This is a genomic window from Streptomyces sp. GDS52 (genome assembly GCF_052246875.1).
Classification (GTDB): domain Bacteria; phylum Actinomycetota; class Actinomycetes; order Streptomycetales; family Streptomycetaceae; genus Streptomyces; species Streptomyces cathayae.
In genome coordinates this window covers 6,365,861-6,382,623 of record NZ_CM125966.1, presented here as the reverse complement: position 1 = coordinate 6,382,623, position 16,763 = coordinate 6,365,861, and the positions used below count along the sequence as shown (strand labels likewise).

Sequence of the window (16,763 nt, the reverse complement as noted above, 5' to 3'; positions counted from 1 at the left end):
CCGTGAACTCCAGTTACGCCGTCCCCGCCGTCGCGCTCGTCGTCCTGGCGACCGTCCTCGTCGGCGCCTTCGGTCTGCGCATCTCCCGCACCACCTCCGACTTCTACGTCGCCTCCCGCACCGTGGGGCCCCGGCTGAACGCCGCCGCCATCAGCGGCGAGTACCTCTCCGCCGCCTCCTTCCTGGGCATCGCGGGCCTCGTCCTGGTCCAGGGCCCGGACATGCTCTGGTACCCGGTCGGCTACACCGCCGGCTACCTGGTCCTGCTGCTGTTCGTCGCCGCCCCGCTGCGCCGCTCCGGCGCCTACACGCTGCCCGACTTCGCCGAGGCCCGCCTCGCCTCGCAGACGGTGCGGCGGCTCGCGGGCGCCTTCGTCGTCGGCGTCGGCTGGCTGTACCTGCTGCCCCAGCTCCAGGGCGCGGGACTCACCCTGACCGTGCTCACCGGCGCTCCCGGCTGGCTCGGCGGAGTGATCGTCGCCGTCGTGGTCACCGTCATCGTCGCCGCCGGCGGCATGCGCAGCATCACCTTCGTGCAGGCCTTCCAGTACTGGCTCAAGCTCACCGCCCTGTTCGTGCCCGCACTGTTCCTGGTCCTCGCCTGGCAGAGCGACGGGGCGCCCAGCCACGCCTTCGACGAGCCCGCCGCCTTCCGCGAACAGCGTGTCGTCCGCATCGACGACACCCTCGACCTGCGGCTCGCCGGGCCGCTGACCGTGACCGTGGACGGCACCGTCGACGGCCGCGAGCACACCGGCACCGAGCTCCGTCTGCCCGCCGGCACCCACCGCATCGACGGCGGCACCCGGCTGACCTTCGCCGAGGGAGCCGAGGTCCCGGCCGCCGGACGGGGCGCCGACGACGCCCTGTCGCCCTCGCGGGCCGAGTCCCGCGAGGAACGCCCGCTGTACGCCACGTACGGGCTGATCCTCGCCACCTTCCTCGGCACCATGGGCCTGCCGCACGTGGTGGTCCGCTACTACACCAGCCCGCACGGCGTCGCCGCCCGCCGCACCACCGTCGCCGTCCTCGGCCTGATCGGCGCCTTCTACCTGCTGCCCCCGGTCTACGGAGCCCTCGGCCGGCTGTACGCCCCCGACCTCACCCTCACCGGCAGCGCGGACGCCGCCGTGCTCCTGCTGCCCGGCCGCATGATCGGAGGAGTGGGCGGCGACCTGCTCGGCGCGCTGGTCGCCGGGGGTGCCTTCGCCGCGTTCCTGTCCACGGCGTCCGGGCTGACCATGGCCGTGGCCGGCGTGATCACCCAGGACGTCCTGCCCTCACGCGGCGTACGGCACTTCCGGCTCGGCACCCTGCTCGCCATGGCCGTCCCGCTCGGGGCGAGCATCCTGGTCGGCGGGCTGCCGGTGGCCGACGCGGTCGGGCTCGCCTTCGCCGTGTCGGCGTCCTCGTTCTGCCCGCTGCTCGTCCTCGGCATCTGGTGGCGCCGGCTCACCCCGCCCGGGGCGGCGGCCGGCATGCTGGTCGGGGGCGGCTCCGCCTTCGCCGCCGTCGCCGCGACCATGGCCGGCTTCCCGGGCCGGGGCGCGCTGCACGCGCTGCTCGCCTGGCCCGCCCTGTGGTCGGTGCCGCTGGGCTTCCTCACCATGGTCCTGGTCTCCCTGGCCACCCCTGGCCGGGTGCCGCCCGGCACGGCGGCGGTGCTCGCCCGGTTCCACCTCCCGGAGGAACTGCGCACGGAGGTGTCCACGTGAGCGGATTCCTGGCGGGCCTGTGCGTCGCCGTGCTGCCCCTGCTGGCCGCGGGCTTCTGGCTCGGCCGGCGCACCGCCCGGCCCGCCAGTCTCGCCGGGCTCGGCACGCCCGTCGAACACGCCACCTTCGAGACCCTGCACACCGCCTCCCTGGCCACACCCCCGCTCCGGGCGGGCCTGACCGAGGAGACCGCCGGCAGGTCCGCCCGCAAGCTGCGTTCCCTGCTCGGCACCGACGCCCTGTGCCTCACGGACCGCGAGCAGGTCCTCGTCTGGGACGGCGCCGGCGCCCATCACCGTACCGAGATCATGGAACGACTGGCCGGTCCCCTCGACTCCGGCCGCGGTGAGGCGTTCCCGCTCAGCTGCGACACCCCCGACTGCGCGGTGCGGTGGGCCGTCGTCGCCCCGCTCACCGTCGACGACCGGGTGCACGGCGCGCTCGTGGCCTGCGCGCCCCGCGAGTCCGCGGTCCTGGTCCGGGCCGCCGGGGAGGTGGCCCGCTGGGTCTCCGTCCAGCTCGAACTGGCCGACCTCGACCGGTCCCGCACCCGGCTCATCGAGGCCGAACTCAGGGCGCTGCGGGCCCAGATCTCCCCGCACTTCATCTTCAACTCGCTCGCCGTGATCGCCTCCTTCGTCCGCACCGATCCCGAGCGCGCCCGCGAACTGCTCCTGGAGTTCGCCGACTTCACCCGTTACTCGTTCCGCCGGCACGGCGACTTCACCACCCTCGCCGACGAGCTCCACGCCATCGACCACTATCTGGCGCTGGTCCGCGCACGCTTCGGCGACCGCCTCTCCGTCACCCTGCAGATCGCCCCCGAGGTGCTGCCGGTCGCGCTGCCCTTCCTCTGCCTGCAACCGCTCGTCGAGAACGCCGTCAAACACGGCCTCGAGGGCAAGGCCGACAAGTGCCACATCCAGATCACCGCACAGGACGCCGGCGCCGAGGCCCTCGTGGTGATCGAGGACGACGGCGCCGGCATGGACCCCGGCCTGCTGCGGCGCGTTCTCGCCCGCGAGGTCGACCACACGGGCGGCATCGGCCTGTCCAACGTCGACGACCGGCTCCGCCAGGTCTACGGCGACGACTACGGCCTCGTCATCGAGACCGCGGTGGGCGCGGGCATGCGGGTCACCGTCCGGCTGCCGAAGTACCAGCCGGGCGTGCATCTGGCGGGGCGGCTCACGCCGAGGTGAGCACCGGACGCCACGGGCGGCTCAGGCGCTGCGCGTGGCGACCATTCCGAGGGTGATCAGTCCCAGGACGACCCAGCCGAACCACAGCCATCCGTTGCTGCCGAGCGCCACCGTGTAGGCCGTCACGGCGACGAGGCCGCCGATGGTGAGCACTCCCATGGTCTTCGTCGAGTTCGAACCGTTGTGGGAACCGGGCATCGCGACACCCTCCTCATGGTCCTGGTGTTCGGTTTCCCTCCATGGTGCCCCGGTTCTGCCGTTACGGTGCCGGTATGAGCAGCAGTCCCGCACCGTTCGACGAACTCGACCGGAAGATCGTCACCGCTCTGATGGCGAACGCCCGCTCGTCCTTCGCCGAGATCGGCACGGCCGTCGGGCTGTCGTCCACGGCGGTCAAGCGACGGGTGGACCGGCTCCGCGAGACGGGGGTGATCACCGGTTTCACCGCGACGGTGCGACCGTCGGCGCTGGGGTGGCGCACGGAGGCGTACGTCGAGGTGTACTGCGAGGGGGCGGCGCCGCCCCGGCGGCTGGCGGAGGTGGTGCGCAACCACCCGGAGATCGCCGCGGCGATGACGGTGACCGGTGGCGCGGACGCCCTGCTGCATCTGCGGGCGCGGGACGTGGAGCACTTCGAGGAGGTGCTGGAGCGGATCCGTGCGGAACCGTTCATCCGGAAGACGATCAGCGTGATGGTGCTGTCCCATCTGATCCCGGAGAGTCCGGAGGCGGGGGCGAGCCAGCCGGCGCCCCAGGATCCGGGGTAGGACGCAGCGGACGTGCGTCGAGCGGCGGGAACACGCAGTATTCCTGCGTGAACACGCACCTCTTGTTCCTTGTCGCCCGCCCCGGTGGCTTTCTACCGTGGACTCACCCCTGATGACACCGCGTGGAAGCGGAGGAACCCCTCTGTGACCGTTCCCCGTGTGCCGTCCCCACGGCGCTATCTCGTCTGCGACCCCGGGCACTTCGCCGTGCGGTACGCGATCAACCCCTGGATGCGTCCCGACCGCCCCGTCGACGTCTGTCTGGCCCAGCGGCAGTGGCGGACGCTGGTCGACGTCTACCGCGCGCACGGTCACACCGTGGAGACCGTGCGGCCCGTGCCCGGTCTGCCCGACATGGTGTTCGCCGCGAACGCGGCGGTCGTCGTCGAGGGCCGCGTCCTCGGCTCCCTGTTCCTGGCGCCCGAGCGGCGCCCCGAGTCCGTACCGTACGAGAGCTGGTTCAAGGCGGAGGGCTTCGACGTCCACCGTCCCGAGTCGGTGTGCGAGGGCGAGGGCGACCTGGTTCCCGCCGGGCGCTGGATCCTCGCCGGCACCGGGTTCCGCACCACCCGTGAGGCGCATCGGGAGGCGCAGGAGTTCTTCGGCGTGCCCGTGATCAGCCTGACGCTGGTGGATCCGTACTTCTACCACCTGGACACGGCCCTGTTCGCACTGGACGGGGAGAACATCGCGTACTACCCGGAGGCGTTCTCGCCGGGGAGCCGCGAGGTGCTGGCCCGGCTGTATCCGGACGCGGTGACCGCGACCCGCGAGGACGCGATGGCGTTCGGCCTGAACTCCGTCTCCGACGGGCGCCATGTGTTCCTCTCCCCGGAGGCGACAGGCCTCGCCGCCCGGCTCACCGCCCGCGGCTACGTTCCCGTCCCCGTCGACCTGTCCGAGTTCCACAAGGCAGGCGGCGGGATCAAGTGCTGCACCCAGGAGATCCGCTCATGACCCCTGCCGTCCGTACCCGTTCGTCCGCCGAGCTCATCGGTGCGGAGGAGTCGGTCCTCGCGCACAACTACCATCCGCTGCCCGTGGTCGTCGCGAGCGCTCAGGGCGCGTGGGTGCAGGACGTGGAGGGCCGCCGCTACCTCGACATGCTGGCCGGCTACTCGGCGCTCAACTTCGGCCACCGGCATCCCGCGCTGATCGAGGCGGCGCACCGCCAGCTGGACCGGCTCACGCTCACCTCACGCGCCTTCCACAACGACCGGCTCGCCGAGTTCGCGGAGCGGCTGGCGGCGCTGACCGGGCTGGACATGGTGCTGCCCATGAACACCGGCGCGGAGGCGGTCGAGAGCGCGGTGAAGGTGGCCCGCAAGTGGGCCTACGACGTGAAGGGCGTCCCGGCCGACCGGGCGACGATCGTGGTCGCGGCGGACAACTTCCACGGCCGGACGACGACCATCGTCAGTTTCTCCACGGACGAGACCGCACGCGCCGGTTTCGGGCCCTTCACCCCCGGTTTCCGGATCGTGCCGTACAACGACCTGGCGGCCCTGGAGGCGGCGGTCGACGAGACGACGGCCGCGGTGCTGATCGAGCCGATCCAGGGCGAGGCGGGGGTGAACATCCCCGACGACGGCTACCTGGCGGGCGTGCGGGAGCTGACGCGCCGCGCGGGGTGCCTGTTCGTCGCGGACGAGATCCAGTCGGGGCTCGGCCGTACGGGCCGCACGCTGGCCGTGGACCACGAGTCGGTCGTCCCGGACATGGTGCTGCTCGGCAAGGCACTGGGCGGCGGCATCGTCCCGGTGTCGGCGGTGGTGGCCCGGCGGGAGGTGCTCGGGGTGCTGCACCCCGGGGAGCACGGATCGACCTTCGGCGGCAATCCGCTGGCCGCGGCCGTCGGTACGGCGGTGGTGGAGCTGCTGGAGACGGGCGAGTTCCAGCGCCGGGCCGCGGAACTGGGCGTGGTGCTGCGCGACGGGCTGCACGCCCTGGTCGGCAAGGGCGTCGTCGGCTTCCGCTCGCGCGGACTGTGGGCGGGCGTCGACGTGGACCCCGCACTGGGTACCGGCCGGAAGGTGAGCGAGCGTCTGATGCGGGAGGGGATCCTGGTCAAGGACACCCACGGGTCCACCATCCGGCTGGCCCCGCCGCTCACCGTCCGGGGCGAGGAGCTCCAGGAGGCTCTGGAGACGCTGGGCAAGGTGCTGGGCCAGGGCGGCTGACCCGCCCAGACCCCGGCCGTCGGCCCGTTCCCACCTGCCTGACCTGCGTGAGCGCCGTCCGGAGGGTGGGAACGGGCGTTTTTGGCCGGTGCCCGGGAAGCCCCCTGCCCGGTTCCCGGGTGAAGATGGGAACAAGAGGTGGTAGACCACTCTCAGCGACAGAGAGGTCGGCCGTGGGCGGACACGAGCACGGACACGAGGAGCCGGACGTTGCCCGGCAGGGGTTCGACGTCGCCGACGCCGCTCCCCTGCTGCTCGATCCGCAGGGCGTCGTGACGAACTGGACCGGTCCGGCCGAGCGGCTGCTGGGGTATCCGGCGGTCGAGGCGGTGGGCAGGAAGCTGGCCGAGCTGCTCACCCCCGAGGACGCCGAGCGGGTGCCGGACCTGCTCGGGCACTGCCGGGCGGACGACGGCTGGGCGGGCCCGATGACGGCCCGGCACCGGGACGGGCGGCCGGTCCCCGTCATGGTCCGGCTCATGCGGACCATGGAGCCGCGGGGCCGCTCGTCCCTGCTGGCGCTGCTGTCGGAGCTGGCCGGTCCCGTCGGCCGGGACATGAGCCGCTCCGCCGGCTGGGACCTGAGCCCCGTGGTGCTCGAGCAGATGGTCGCCGGAGCGTCGATCGGGCTCGCGATCGTGGACACGGACCTGCGGTACGTGTGGTCGAACACCGCCCTGGAGCAGTTCGGCGGCGGCCCGGCCCAGCGGCGGCTGGGCCTGCGGTTCGCCGACGTCCAGCCCGGCCTGGACGCCGAGTCCGTCGAGGCGCAGATGCGCCACGTGCTGGAGACCGGCGAGCCGGTGGTCGGCCACGAGTACGTCGGCCAGGTCCGTTCGGCGCCGCTGCGCGAGACGGCGCACATGCTGTCGTTCACCCGGCTCGACGACGACCGGGGCCGCCCGATGGGCGTCTACTACAGCGTCGTGGACATCACCGAGCGGCACCGCGCCCGTCAGCGGCTCGCCCTGCTCGACCGGGCCGGCGAGCGCATCGGCCGCACACTGGACGTCCTGCGCACCGCCCAGGAGCTGGCGGACGTCGCCGTCCCGGAACTCGCGGACTTCGTGGTCGTGGACCTGCTGGAGACGGTGGTGCGGGGCGCCGAGCTGCCCCCCGGACCGCTCGCGGAGACGGACAGGGTGACGCTGCGCCGCGCGGGCCACCGGTCGCTGTACGAGGACCTGCCGCGGAAGGTCCGGGAGTCGGGCTCGGTGACGAACTTCCTGGCCGGTTCACCGCCGGTCCGCTGCCTGGCCACGGGCCGGTCCTGGCGTCAGGAGCAGCTCGACCCGCTCGCCACGGAGTGGATCGACGGCGCGCCGGACAGCCGGAAGGCCACCTTCCTCGAACTCGGTCTGCAGAGCGCGATGATCGTGCCGATCCGCGCCCGGGGCGTCACCTTGGGTGTCACCGGGTTCTTCCGGCGCCGCCCGGACCTCTTCAGCGAGGACGACCTGGCCCTGGCCGAGGACCTCGTCTCCCGCGCCGCCGTCTGTGTGGACAACGCCCGGCGCTACACCAGGGAGCGCGACGCGACGCTCGTACTGCAGCGCAGCCTGCTGCCCCGCCGGCTCCCGGAACTGGACGCCGTCGAGGTGTCGGCCTGTTACCGCCCGGCCGACGAGCTGACCGGTCTGGGCGGCGACTGGTACGACCTGATCCCGCTGTCGGGTGCCCGCGTCGCCCTCGTCGTCGGGGAGGTCCCCGGCCACGGCATCGCCGCCGCCGCGGCGATGGGCCGGCTGCGTACCGCCGTGCGGACCCTGGCCGCTCAGGACCTGCCGCCCGAGGAGGTGCTCGCGCACCTCGACGACCTGGTGTCGCGGTCGGCGCGGGAGGAGGGCACCGATCCGGACGAGCCGGAGGGGAACTACGGCCAGGCCGTGGGCTCCGGCTGCCTGTACGTCGTCTACGACCCGGTCGACGGCCGGTGCGCGATGGCCGCCGCGGGCCATCCCGTGCCCGCCCTGGTGGCGCCCGACGGCACGGTCGGCTTCGTCGACCTGCTGCCGGGACCCCAGCTCGGCGTGGGCGGCCCGCCGTTCGAGGCGAGGGAACTGTCCCTGCCCGAGAGCAGCACACTCGCCCTGTACACCGACGGTCTGCTGACCGATACGGAGACCGGTTCGACCGCGGGCGGCCAGGACCGGCTGCGACAGGTACTGCAAAGGGCCGCGCCCTCACTGGAAACGCGGTGCCGGGCCGTGGTGGACGCCCTGGTACCGGTCCGCCCGTACGACGACGTGGCCCTGCTGATGGCCCGCACCCGGCGCCTGGACTCCGGCCAGGTGGCGGCCTGGGACCTGCCGTCGGATCCGGCCGTGGTGGCCGAGGCCCGCAGGACGGCCACCCGGCAGCTGGCCCACTGGGGGCTGGACGAGCTGGTCTTCACCACGGAGCTGATCGTCAGCGAACTGGTCACCAACGCCATCCGGCACGCCGCCGGCCCGGTCCGCCTGCGGCTGATCCGGGAGCGGGCGCTGGTCTGCGAGGTCTTCGACGGCGGCGCCACCGCACCGCACCTGCGCCACCCCCGCGCCATGGACGAGGGCGGGCGCGGGCTGCTGCTGGTCTCGCAGCTCGCTCAGCAGTGGGGCACCCGTTTCGTTCCCGACGGGAAGGTCATCTGGGCCGAGCAGTCGCTGACCGGACCGGGCGATCTCCCCCTCGAGACGGCCTTCCCTTCGGAATGACGCTCTCGTCAGGAGGCGGTGGCCATGACACGGACGGCGATCGACTACGCGGCGGTGTACCAGGCCCTGCCCGGCATGGTGGCGCTCCTCACCCCCGATCTGGTGTACGCGGACGTCAACGAGGCGTTCGTCCACGGGACCGGCAGGTCCCGGGAGGAACTGCTGGGCCGCTACCTGTTCGACGTCTTCCCGGACAACCCGAACGACCCGGACTCCTCGGGCGCGCACAACCTGCGCGCCTCCCTGCTGCGGGTCGTGGCCACCGGCGAGCGCGACACCATGGCCCTGCAGCGCTACGACGTCGAGAGCCCGGAGCGGCCCGGCGAGTGGGAGGCGCGCTTCTGGAGCCCGGTGAACACACCGGTGCTGGGCAGCGACGGCTCCGTGGTCCTGATCGTGCACCGGGTCGAGGAGGTCACCGAGCTGATGCGGGCCCGCGACCGCGCGGGCGTCGACCAGAGCCGGGTCCTGGAGGCCGAACTGTACACACGCGCCCGCGAGCTGCAGGAGCTCAACAACCGCCTGCGCCAGGCGCACGCCCGGGAGCGGCAGGTGGCGCTGGCACTGCAGCGGTCCATGCTGCCCGCGCCGCGGCAGGTGGGTCACCTGGCCGCCGTGCGCTATCGGCCGGCGGTGGGCGCGCTCAACGTCTGCGGGGACTGGTACGACCTGGTCGACCTGGTGCGCGGCCACCGTATCGGCGTGTCCGTGGGCGACGTGGTCGGACACGGACTGGAGGCGGCCGGCGTCATGGGCCAGTTGCGCAGCGCGCTCACCGCCGCCTCCCGGGTCGCGGCGGGGCCCGCCGAGGCGCTGGACGTCGTGGCGCGCTACGCCCACGTGGTCGACGGCGCCGAGTCGGCGACCGCGGTCACCACCTTCGTCGACTTCGACCGGCACACCATCGACTACAGCAGCGCCGGTCATCCCCCGCCGGTACTGGTCCACCCGGACGGGCGGGTGGAGTTCCTCGACCGGGCCACCGACCCTCCGCTCGACGCCCGTCCCGAACCGGCGCGCAGACCCGAGGCGTCGACCACGTTCACCCCCGGGGCGACTCTCGTGCTCTACACCGACGGTCTGGTCGAACGCCGCCGGGAGGACATCGACACCGGGCTGCTCCGGCTCGCCGAGTCGCTGCGCCGCCACCGGACACGGGATCCGGAGTCGCTGGCCGACATCGTGCTGCGGGAGTTGCTGCCGCCCGGCGGCGCCACCGACGACACCGCGCTGGTCGTCGTCCGGCTGTGATCCGCCGCGGGACGGCGGTACGGCTCAGCCGGTGGGCCGGGCGCCGTCGAGCCGGTCCACCCGGTCCACGTTCTGCCGGTCGTCGGCGTCCCGTCCGGTCACCCCGGCGAACCAGGCGTCGAGGATCTCCTTCAGCAGCGGCTCGGACGTCAGCCGCAGGCCGAGCGCCAGCACGTTCGCGTCGTTCCAGCGGCGCGCGCCGTCCGCCGTGTAGGCGTCCGTGCACAGGGCGGCCCGTACGCCCGGCACCTTGTTGGCCGCGATCGAGGCACCCGTGCCGGTCCAGCAGCACACCACCGCCTGGTCGGCGGCCCCCTCGGCGACGTCGCGGGCGGCCGCCTCGGAGCAGAACGCCCACCGCGCGTCGTCCCCGGGGTTCAGGGCGCCGTGTACGCGCACCTCGTGGCCGCGCTCGCGCAGTTCGGCGAGCAGGGCCCGGGCGACGGGTTCGTCCATGTCGGAGGAGACGGAGATCCGCATGGGGCGAGCCTACTCGTGCGTGCGGCGGCCGGCGGCGGCCGGGACACGCGTCCCCGCCGGCACCCCCGCTGACGGGCGCTCAGCCGCCCGGCCGGCCCCGCCCCGTCCCGCCTCCGGCCTGCCGGGGGCCCTCACCCGGACCTAGACTGGCACCCCCACGACGTGCCGGTCGACCTGCTGCAGCACGCCGCTGAGCCCGTCCGCCAGAGTCGAGGAGCGCGCTCTTGTTCTACCACCTGCTCAAATACGTGCTGCTGGGCCCGCTGCTGCGACTGGTCTTCCGGCCTCGAATAGAGGGCCTGGAGCATGTGCCGTCGTCCGGTGCCGCGATCGTCGCCGGCAACCACCTGTCGTTCTCGGACCACTTCCTGATGCCCGCGATACTCAAACGGCGCATCACCTTCCTCGCCAAGGCCGAATACTTCACCGGCCCCGGCATCAAGGGCCGGCTGACGGCGTTCTTCTTCCGCAGCGCGGGGCAGATCCCGGTCGACCGCTCCGGCAAGGACGCCGGCCAGGCCGCGATCCGGGAGGGCCTCGGAGTGCTGGGCAAGGGGGAACTGCTCGGTATCTACCCGGAGGGCACCCGGTCGCACGACGGGCGTCTCTACAAGGGCAAGGTCGGGGTCGCGGTGATGGCCCTCAAGGCCGGTGTCCCGGTGATTCCCTGCGCGATGATCGGCACCTTCGAGGCGCAGCCGCCCGGGAAGGTCCTCCCCCGCATCCATCCTGTGGTGATCCGCTTCGGCAGGCCCCTCGACTTCTCGCGCTACGCCGGCCTGGAGGACGAGAAGGCGATCCTGCGCGCCGTCACCGACGAGATCATGTACACCATCCTGAGCCTGTCCGAGCAGGAGTACGTCGACCAGTACGCGGCCGTCGCCAAGGTAGAGGACGCCGAGCGCAAGGCGGCGCAGAAGCGCCGGCTCCCGCGGATGCCGCTGAACTGACCGGCCCCGCCCGAACGCACCGTCGTGTGCCCCCGCCGCTGCGGCGGGGGCACACGACGGTGCGTTCGGGGCCTTCTCGGCGCCTTACGAAGCGGCCGTCCCGCGGTGTTCGGCGGCGATGCCGAAGCGCTGCTGTTCGCGTGCGGCGGACGCCACCCCGTGGACGCCGGAAACCGTGCTGACCACCTGGTCCCCGGTGGGCTCCCGTCGCGCGTCGAGCTCCTGGAGTTCCTCGAGTCGTCGCAGGTCATCGGCGGACACGAGGGCGACGAGAGGCTTTCCGTGCCGGGTCACGACGACGCGCTCACCGCCGTACACCACGCGGTTGATCAGGTCGGCGAGTTCAGCCCTGGCTTGCGTCACCGGAATCTCGTAGGCCATGCCCCCATCATAACGCCACGTACGTCCTGTACATTTCTTACAGACAGCCGCCACGAGGAGGGGACCTCATGACCCGACCGTCCGCCCGCCATGTCCTGCCCGAGTTCACCGAACACACGGCGTCCGGGCGCCGGAGCACGGATCCGTACTCGAGGCTGATGGAGGAGCGGATCATCCTCCTCGGGACACCGATCGACGAGACCTCCGCGAACGACGTGATCGCCCAGTTCATGTACCTGGAGCACCGCGACCCCGACCGGGACATCTCCCTCTACGTCAACTCGCCCGGCGGCTCCTTCCACGCCATGTCGGCGATCCACGACACCCTGCGCTACGTCGCCTGCGAGGTGGAGACGGTCTGCCTGGGGCAGGCGGCCGGAACAGCCGCACTGCTGCTGGCCGCCGGGACCCCGGGCAAGCGGTACGTGCTGCCCGGGGCGCGGCTGGTGCTTCATCAGCCCGCGCTGACGGAACCGGTGGAGGGCCGGGCGAGCGACCTGGCCGTCCGGGCCGAGGAGTTGTCACGCGTTCGGGCCCGGCTCGAGGAGATGCTGGTCCGGCACACCCACCGCACCCCGGAGCAGGCGCGGTCGGACTTCGAGCGGGAGACGGTCCTCGACGCCCGGGCGGCGGTGGACTACGGCCTCGCGGACCGGATCGTGACCCGCCGCGAGGGCCTCCGGGCCGCTCCCGGTACGAGGTGAGCCGCCGATGCTGCCACCCGAACTGCCGCCGCTGCCCGCGCTGACCCGGGCCGAGGCCGAGCTGATCGACCGTTACCTCGAGGCCGTCGACCTGCTCGGCCGGATCAACCCGGCCCGCGACGGCGACACCTACCGGGGGCTGCGTGCCGCGCAGGCACTGGTCGGCAAGGCCGTCGCCCTGCGCGACGCGCTGGCCCTGATGCACAGGCGCGGCGAGACCGAACTGCACACCGCCACCCTGGCCCGCGCGTTGCGGGTGCTGGACGGCGAGCGGCGCACGGCCCGCGTCATCCTGCCGCCGGGATCCGGCAGTTGACGCCCTACCGGCCCGGTCGGGGCGTGCGCCGGTGACATGTCCGCACCGGAGTTGAAACGGACCAAAAGGCTTACCCCCAAGCGGCGTAGACGCACGACTTCTTTTCGGGCCGCCAAGGTTGCGCACCGCGCGCGCCCCCTTTCGGAATCAAGCATTCCGATGCTGGTCCGGGGCTCCTCGGCGCTCTGGACGGAAGTCCGGACGCAGCACTGTCCACCCGAACGGATGAGTGGTGAGTAACAACACAAACCCCTGGCTCAGGTGGGATTTCGGGCCAACCATTGCCAAGATCGCTCACTGACGACAAGCCCCCGCCACCGCGGCGGGGCGATCCGGGCGGACGCCGAGTCCTGCCGCCGCCCGGATGACCGGTCGACAGGAGTGGATCGGCAGGAGTGGAGGACCCGAGCATGACGGGTCGCCGGCGCGGGGATTCCCGTGCCGAGCAGCCCTTGGGGTGAAGCCGCACAGGTGCGGCCGGGCAACTTCGCCAGCCCGAATCCGACAGGTCATCCTTCACAGGCGGCTGACGAAGGGTTGCGCATGTCCGCGCTCAATCGTGTCCCGTCTCTCATGGCCCGGGCCGGCACGGCCTCGGCCCTCACCCTCGCCGCAGTGGGCGGCTCACTCGTGGTTCCCGGTGCGGCCTCGGAGGCGGCGGCCGCGAGTTCGGCCACCAAGGCCCTCCAGGTCGCGGCGGCCAAGAAGGGGGCGCCCTACCGGTGGGGCGCCACCGGACCGTCCCGCTTCGACTGCTCCGGCCTGACCCTCTACTCGTACAAGAAGGCGGGTAAGCAACTGCCGCGTACCGCAGCCCAGCAGTACAACAAGACACGCAAGATCTCGGCCTCCAGCCGCAAGGCGGGCGACCTGGTGTTCTTCCACTCGGGTCAGAACGTCTACCACGTCGGCATCTACGCGGGTCAGAACAAGATCTGGCACGCCCCGAAGACCGGGGACGTGGTACGCCTGCAGAAGATCTGGACCCGCAGCGTCTGGTACGGCCGGGTCGGCTGATCCGCGGGGGCGGCGGCATTCCCCCCTGCCGCCGCCCCCGCCCCTCCGTCGGACGGTCACCGACGCGGCCGGGGCCGCGCTGTTCCCTCGCGGCCCCCTACGGCTCCTGCCGTCCCGCCGCCGTGACCGGCTCGGCCGGGACGGCCCACGGGAGTACGACGAAGACGGTCTTGCCGCCTTCCCTGGTCGGGCGGACCCTCATCCTGCCGCCGCACTCCGCGGTCAGCCAGCGGATGATGACCAGCCCCCGGCCGTTGTCCTGCTGGACCGCGGCGGGGAGCCGCTTGGGGAACCTCGGATGACTGTCGGTCACCCCGATGCGCAACCGCTCGTCGTGGTCGAGGGCGATGTCCACCGTGAACGTGGGTGACTGCCCGAGGGTGTGCTGCACGGCGTTGGTGGCCAGTTCGGACACGATCAGCCGTACGGTGTCGGACACGTCCGTGTCCGCCGGCATGCCCCACTCCGCCAGTGTGTCCATCACATGGGCACGCGCGGCGGAGACCGAGGCCGGATCGCTCGGCAGAGTGATGGATGCTTCCAGATGGTCTGCCATGGCGACGTCGTCCCTTTCCCACGGGTCCACGGTCCGGCACGGAGCGGCTGATTCGAGTACGGTCCCGCACTGGTGCTTCGCCGCCAGACTGCCATCACCACGGGGCGTGGGCGACGATACGGCCAAGATATGCATATATCTGTCGCTCAAAACGGTGAACTCTGCGACGAGGGACCGTATACGGGCGGCCCAGAGGGAGTAAGGGGGAACGATGCAGCACGGTCCCGCGGTACGCCGCCGGAAACTGGGTGCCGAACTGCGTTCGCTGCGCACGTCGGCGGGGTTCACCAGCGGTGAGGCGGCCCGTCTGGTGGGCTGGCACCAGTCGAAGGTGAGCCGGATCGAGACGGGCACGAGCAGGGCGAAACCGGCCGATGTGCGGTTACTGCTCGACGCCTACGGCCTGACGGACCGCCAGTTGCGGGAGTTGCTGCTGGTGTTGGCGGGGTCCGACGACAGTGACGGACGGCATCACTGGTGGCACGCCTACCGGGGGGTACTGCCGCCCACCTACCGGGACTTCATCAGCCTGGAGTCCCAGGCCGGCGCGATGCGCACCCTGGAGACCACGGTGGTTCCCGGGCTGTTGCAGACACCCGAGTACGCGCGGGCGGTGACCGAGGCCGCGCTGGAGGGCGCCTCGAGGGAGCGGCTGGACGCACTGGTGGAAGTACGGCTGGCCCGGCAGGACGTGCTGCGGACGGAGCCGCCCCTGGAGCTGGCCGCCGTCCTGGACGAGGCGGTGCTGCGCCGGGAGGTCGGCGGCCCCGGCGTGATGACCCGGCAGCTGAACCGGCTCGTGGAGGCGGCACGCCTTCCCCACGTGCGGCTCCAGATCCTGCCGTTCACGGCAGGGGCGCACATCGGCGTCACCGGCCCTTTCGTCATCTTCTCATTTTCGCGCACTTCCGATCTGGATGTTGTGGTTCTCGACCACTTGACGAGTAGCCTCTATCTCGAGCGGAAAGAAGACCTCCGGGTGTACTCGGAGGCCTTCAACGCCCTTTCGATCCACGCCCTTTCGCCCGAGGACTCGTTGGATTTCATCGCCGGGACAGCTGCCGGCGGGTAAGGAGGCACGATGCCCGTACCGCCTCGGACCCTTCTCTCCAGCACCGATCTGCACGCTGTGCGGTGGCTGCGCAGCAGCTACAGCACGGGCGCGAACAACTGCGTCGAGACGGCCCGGCCGACCACCGGCCCGGGTGCCGGGCTGCTCGCCGTACGCGATTCCAAGGCCCCGTCCGGGCCCGCACTGCTCGTCTCCCCCGGGAGCTGGACGAAGTTCGTGGCCGCGCTCCGCTGACCGGCGGCACCGCCGGCCCGACCGCCCGCCCGGCACCACCGCCCGAACCGTCCGCTGCCGAGCCGACCCACGGCCGTGCCCCGCCGACTCATGGCCGCGTCTCGCCGACCACCTGTACAGCGCGTTCGATCTCGGCCCCGGACAGGTCCGCGCGGGCGGTCAGTCTGAGCCGTGAGATGCCGTCGGGCACGGAAGGAGGACGGAAGCAGCCCACGGACAGGCCGGCCGCCCGGCAGTCGGCCGCCCATCGCACGGCCTGCTCCGGGGACGGGGCACGCACGGAGACGACCGCGGCGTCGGGGCGCACCGCGTGAAGACCCGCGGCCGTCAGCCGTCCGTGCAGTTCGCGCGCCACCTCGCCCGCCCGTGCGGCACGCGCGGGCTCCCGGCGCAGCAGCCGGAGCGCCGACAGTGCGGCGCCGGCGGCCGCGGGGGCGAGGCCCGTGTCGAAGATGAACGTCCGGGCCACGTTGACGAGGTGTTCGACGACCCGTGCCGGTCCGAGCACCGCCCCGCCCTGGCTGCCGAGCGACTTGGACAGCGTGACCGTCGCGACGACGTCGTCGGCGCCGGCGAGTCCGGCCGCGTGCGGGGCGCCGCGTCCGCCGCCGCCGAGCACCCCGAGGCCGTGGGCGTCGTCGAGCACCAGTCCCGCGCCGTGTTCCCGGCAGGCCGCGGCCAGCGCGGTGAGCGGGGCGGCGTCCCCGTCGACCGAGAAGACCGTGTCGGACACCATGACGGCCGGCCCGTCGTGCCCGTCCAACGCCTTGCGTACGGCGTCCGGGTCGGCGTGCGCCGCGACCCGCGTCCCGCCGCGGGCCAGCCGGCAGCCGTCGATCAGCGAGGCGTGGTTGCCCGCGTCGGACACGATCAGCGAGCCGTGCGGGGCCAGCGCGGTGACGGCGGCCAGGTTGGCCGCGTAGCCGGAGGAGAAGACGAGGGCCGCCTCGAAGCCGCAGAAGTCCGCCAGTTCGCGTTCCAGCGCGGTGTGCAGTTCGGTGGTGCCGGTGACGAGCCGGGACCCGGTCGCCCCGCCGCCCCAGGTCCGCGCGGCCCGTGCCGCGCCCTCGGTGACCTCCGGATGACGGGCCAGGCCCAGGTAGTCGTTGCTCGCCAGGTCGAGGAGCGGTGTGTCGGCGGCCCGCGGGCGCAGGGTCCGTACGAGTCCGGCCCGGCGCCGCAGCTCCGCCTGTTCGCCGATCCAGCCGAACGCCATGGGTCCTCCGGGGCTCTTGTAGGCAG

At 72.5% G+C, this 16,763-nt stretch carries 18 protein-coding genes and 1 riboswitch; of the genes, 13 read left to right on the top strand and 5 right to left on the bottom strand.

Features of this window, described 5'->3' with window-relative positions:
- The first annotated feature begins 2 nt into the window (after positions 1-2).
- Positions 3-1,715 carry a sodium/solute symporter gene (locus ACTWJ9_RS29220; RefSeq protein ID WP_279337259.1) on the top strand — a complete coding sequence of 571 codons (1,713 nt, stop codon included), beginning with the start codon at positions 3-5 and terminating at the stop codon, positions 1,713-1,715.
- Positions 1,712-2,917: a sensor histidine kinase gene (locus tag ACTWJ9_RS29215; protein ID WP_279337258.1), complete on the top strand. Its 1,206-nt coding sequence runs from the start codon at positions 1,712-1,714 to the stop codon at positions 2,915-2,917. The genes ACTWJ9_RS29220 and ACTWJ9_RS29215 overlap by 4 nt, the downstream gene beginning before the upstream one ends.
- Before the next feature lie 21 nt (positions 2,918-2,938).
- Here ACTWJ9_RS29215 and ACTWJ9_RS29210 read toward each other — a convergent pair whose 3' ends face one another.
- Entirely contained in the window at positions 2,939-3,115 is a 177-nt protein-coding gene (locus ACTWJ9_RS29210) for a hypothetical protein (protein ID WP_279337257.1), read from the bottom strand.
- A 74-nt stretch (positions 3,116-3,189) separates the two neighbouring features.
- Between ACTWJ9_RS29210 and ACTWJ9_RS29205 the strand changes: the two genes are divergently transcribed.
- From ACTWJ9_RS29205 to ACTWJ9_RS29185, 5 genes are all read left to right on the top strand, one after another.
- Positions 3,190-3,684, top strand: coding sequence for an Lrp/AsnC family transcriptional regulator (locus tag ACTWJ9_RS29205; RefSeq protein ID WP_279337256.1), 495 nt, complete (start codon positions 3,190-3,192; stop codon positions 3,682-3,684).
- 144 nt (positions 3,685-3,828) lie between these two features.
- Complete coding sequence (gene ddaH, locus ACTWJ9_RS29200; protein ID WP_341483703.1) at positions 3,829-4,641, top strand: dimethylargininase; 813 nt, start codon at positions 3,829-3,831, stop codon at positions 4,639-4,641.
- Complete coding sequence (gene rocD, locus ACTWJ9_RS29195; protein ID WP_279337255.1) at positions 4,638-5,864, top strand: ornithine--oxo-acid transaminase; 1,227 nt, start codon at positions 4,638-4,640, stop codon at positions 5,862-5,864. The genes ddaH and rocD overlap by 4 nt, the downstream gene beginning before the upstream one ends.
- 173 nt (positions 5,865-6,037) lie before the next feature.
- Positions 6,038-8,560, top strand: coding sequence for a SpoIIE family protein phosphatase (locus tag ACTWJ9_RS29190; protein ID WP_279337254.1), 2,523 nt, complete (start codon positions 6,038-6,040; stop codon positions 8,558-8,560).
- A gap of 24 nt (positions 8,561-8,584) precedes the next feature.
- Entirely contained in the window at positions 8,585-9,811 is a 1,227-nt protein-coding gene (locus ACTWJ9_RS29185) for a PP2C family protein-serine/threonine phosphatase (protein WP_387035419.1), read from the top strand.
- A gap of 24 nt (positions 9,812-9,835) precedes the next feature.
- On the opposite strand, the gene ACTWJ9_RS29180 is transcribed toward ACTWJ9_RS29185, so the two are convergent.
- The gene (locus ACTWJ9_RS29180; protein ID WP_279337252.1) at positions 9,836-10,291 is read right to left on the bottom strand and encodes an RpiB/LacA/LacB family sugar-phosphate isomerase; all 456 of its coding nucleotides are present in this window, start codon (positions 10,289-10,291) and stop codon (positions 9,836-9,838) included.
- 224 nt (positions 10,292-10,515) lie between these two features.
- Between ACTWJ9_RS29180 and ACTWJ9_RS29175 the strand changes: the two genes are divergently transcribed.
- A complete protein-coding gene (locus tag ACTWJ9_RS29175) occupies positions 10,516-11,241 on the top strand; it encodes a lysophospholipid acyltransferase family protein (RefSeq protein ID WP_279337251.1) in 726 nt (241 codons plus the stop codon).
- A gap of 84 nt (positions 11,242-11,325) precedes the next feature.
- Here ACTWJ9_RS29175 and ACTWJ9_RS29170 read toward each other — a convergent pair whose 3' ends face one another.
- On the bottom strand, positions 11,326-11,622 hold the full coding sequence (locus ACTWJ9_RS29170; protein WP_279337250.1) for a type II toxin-antitoxin system Phd/YefM family antitoxin: 297 nt from the start codon (positions 11,620-11,622) through the stop codon (positions 11,326-11,328).
- 68 nt (positions 11,623-11,690) lie between these two features.
- On the opposite strand from ACTWJ9_RS29170, the gene ACTWJ9_RS29165 reads away from it, so the two are divergent.
- The 3 genes from ACTWJ9_RS29165 to ACTWJ9_RS29155 all read left to right on the top strand — a co-directional run bounded on the left by ACTWJ9_RS29165 (position 11,691) and on the right by ACTWJ9_RS29155 (position 13,659).
- Positions 11,691-12,326 (top strand): ATP-dependent Clp protease proteolytic subunit, encoded by a 636-nt coding sequence (locus ACTWJ9_RS29165; protein ID WP_387036641.1) that lies wholly within the window; start codon positions 11,691-11,693, stop codon positions 12,324-12,326.
- A 7-nt stretch (positions 12,327-12,333) separates the two neighbouring features.
- The gene (locus tag ACTWJ9_RS29160; RefSeq protein WP_279337248.1) at positions 12,334-12,642 is read left to right on the top strand and encodes a hypothetical protein; all 309 of its coding nucleotides are present in this window, start codon (positions 12,334-12,336) and stop codon (positions 12,640-12,642) included.
- A 409-nt stretch (positions 12,643-13,051) separates the two neighbouring features.
- A riboswitch (cyclic di-AMP (ydaO/yuaA leader) is annotated at positions 13,052-13,182 on the top strand.
- Between the two features lie 3 nt (positions 13,183-13,185).
- Positions 13,186-13,659, top strand: a complete 474-nt coding sequence (locus ACTWJ9_RS29155) for a C40 family peptidase (RefSeq protein ID WP_279337247.1) — start codon at positions 13,186-13,188, stop codon at positions 13,657-13,659.
- A 97-nt stretch (positions 13,660-13,756) separates the two neighbouring features.
- Here the strand turns inward: ACTWJ9_RS29155 and ACTWJ9_RS29150 are convergent, their stop codons facing one another.
- A complete protein-coding gene (locus ACTWJ9_RS29150; protein WP_279337246.1) occupies positions 13,757-14,215 on the bottom strand; it encodes an ATP-binding protein in 459 nt (152 codons plus the stop codon).
- A gap of 211 nt (positions 14,216-14,426) precedes the next feature.
- Between ACTWJ9_RS29150 and ACTWJ9_RS29145 the strand changes: the two genes are divergently transcribed.
- Positions 14,427-15,287 carry a helix-turn-helix domain-containing protein gene (locus tag ACTWJ9_RS29145; RefSeq protein ID WP_279337245.1) on the top strand — a complete coding sequence of 287 codons (861 nt, stop codon included), beginning with the start codon at positions 14,427-14,429 and terminating at the stop codon, positions 15,285-15,287.
- 9 nt (positions 15,288-15,296) lie between these two features.
- Positions 15,297-15,521 carry a DUF397 domain-containing protein gene (locus ACTWJ9_RS29140; protein WP_279337244.1) on the top strand — a complete coding sequence of 75 codons (225 nt, stop codon included), beginning with the start codon at positions 15,297-15,299 and terminating at the stop codon, positions 15,519-15,521.
- 88 nt (positions 15,522-15,609) lie between these two features.
- On the opposite strand, the gene ACTWJ9_RS29135 is transcribed toward ACTWJ9_RS29140, so the two are convergent.
- Positions 15,610-16,737, bottom strand: coding sequence for an 8-amino-7-oxononanoate synthase (locus ACTWJ9_RS29135; protein WP_387036644.1), 1,128 nt, complete (start codon positions 16,735-16,737; stop codon positions 15,610-15,612).
- Between the last annotated feature and the right edge of the window lie 26 nt (positions 16,738-16,763).

Excerpts from the sequence above, each read along its gene's own strand:
- ACTWJ9_RS29180 (WP_279337252.1), bottom strand. The coding sequence starts at position 10,291 with ATGCGGATCTCCGTCTCCTCCGACATGGACGAACCCGTCGCCCGGGCC.
- ACTWJ9_RS29140 (WP_279337244.1), top strand. The coding sequence starts at position 15,297 with ATGCCCGTACCGCCTCGGACCCTTCTCTCCAGCACCGATCTGCACGCT.
- ACTWJ9_RS29210 (WP_279337257.1), bottom strand. The coding sequence starts at position 3,115 with ATGCCCGGTTCCCACAACGGTTCGAACTCGACGAAGACCATGGGAGTG.
- rocD (WP_279337255.1), top strand. The coding sequence starts at position 4,638 with ATGACCCCTGCCGTCCGTACCCGTTCGTCCGCCGAGCTCATCGGTGCG.
- ACTWJ9_RS29135 (WP_387036644.1), bottom strand. The coding sequence starts at position 16,737 with ATGGCGTTCGGCTGGATCGGCGAACAGGCGGAGCTGCGGCGCCGGGCC.
- ACTWJ9_RS29165 (WP_387036641.1), top strand. The coding sequence starts at position 11,691 with ATGACCCGACCGTCCGCCCGCCATGTCCTGCCCGAGTTCACCGAACAC.
- ACTWJ9_RS29155 (WP_279337247.1), top strand. The coding sequence starts at position 13,186 with ATGTCCGCGCTCAATCGTGTCCCGTCTCTCATGGCCCGGGCCGGCACG.
- ACTWJ9_RS29205 (WP_279337256.1), top strand. The coding sequence starts at position 3,190 with ATGAGCAGCAGTCCCGCACCGTTCGACGAACTCGACCGGAAGATCGTC.
- ACTWJ9_RS29150 (WP_279337246.1), bottom strand. The coding sequence starts at position 14,215 with ATGGCAGACCATCTGGAAGCATCCATCACTCTGCCGAGCGATCCGGCC.
- ACTWJ9_RS29160 (WP_279337248.1), top strand. The coding sequence starts at position 12,334 with ATGCTGCCACCCGAACTGCCGCCGCTGCCCGCGCTGACCCGGGCCGAG.
- ACTWJ9_RS29185 (WP_387035419.1), top strand. The coding sequence starts at position 8,585 with ATGACACGGACGGCGATCGACTACGCGGCGGTGTACCAGGCCCTGCCC.
- ACTWJ9_RS29170 (WP_279337250.1), bottom strand. The coding sequence starts at position 11,622 with ATGGCCTACGAGATTCCGGTGACGCAAGCCAGGGCTGAACTCGCCGAC.
- ACTWJ9_RS29145 (WP_279337245.1), top strand. The coding sequence starts at position 14,427 with ATGCAGCACGGTCCCGCGGTACGCCGCCGGAAACTGGGTGCCGAACTG.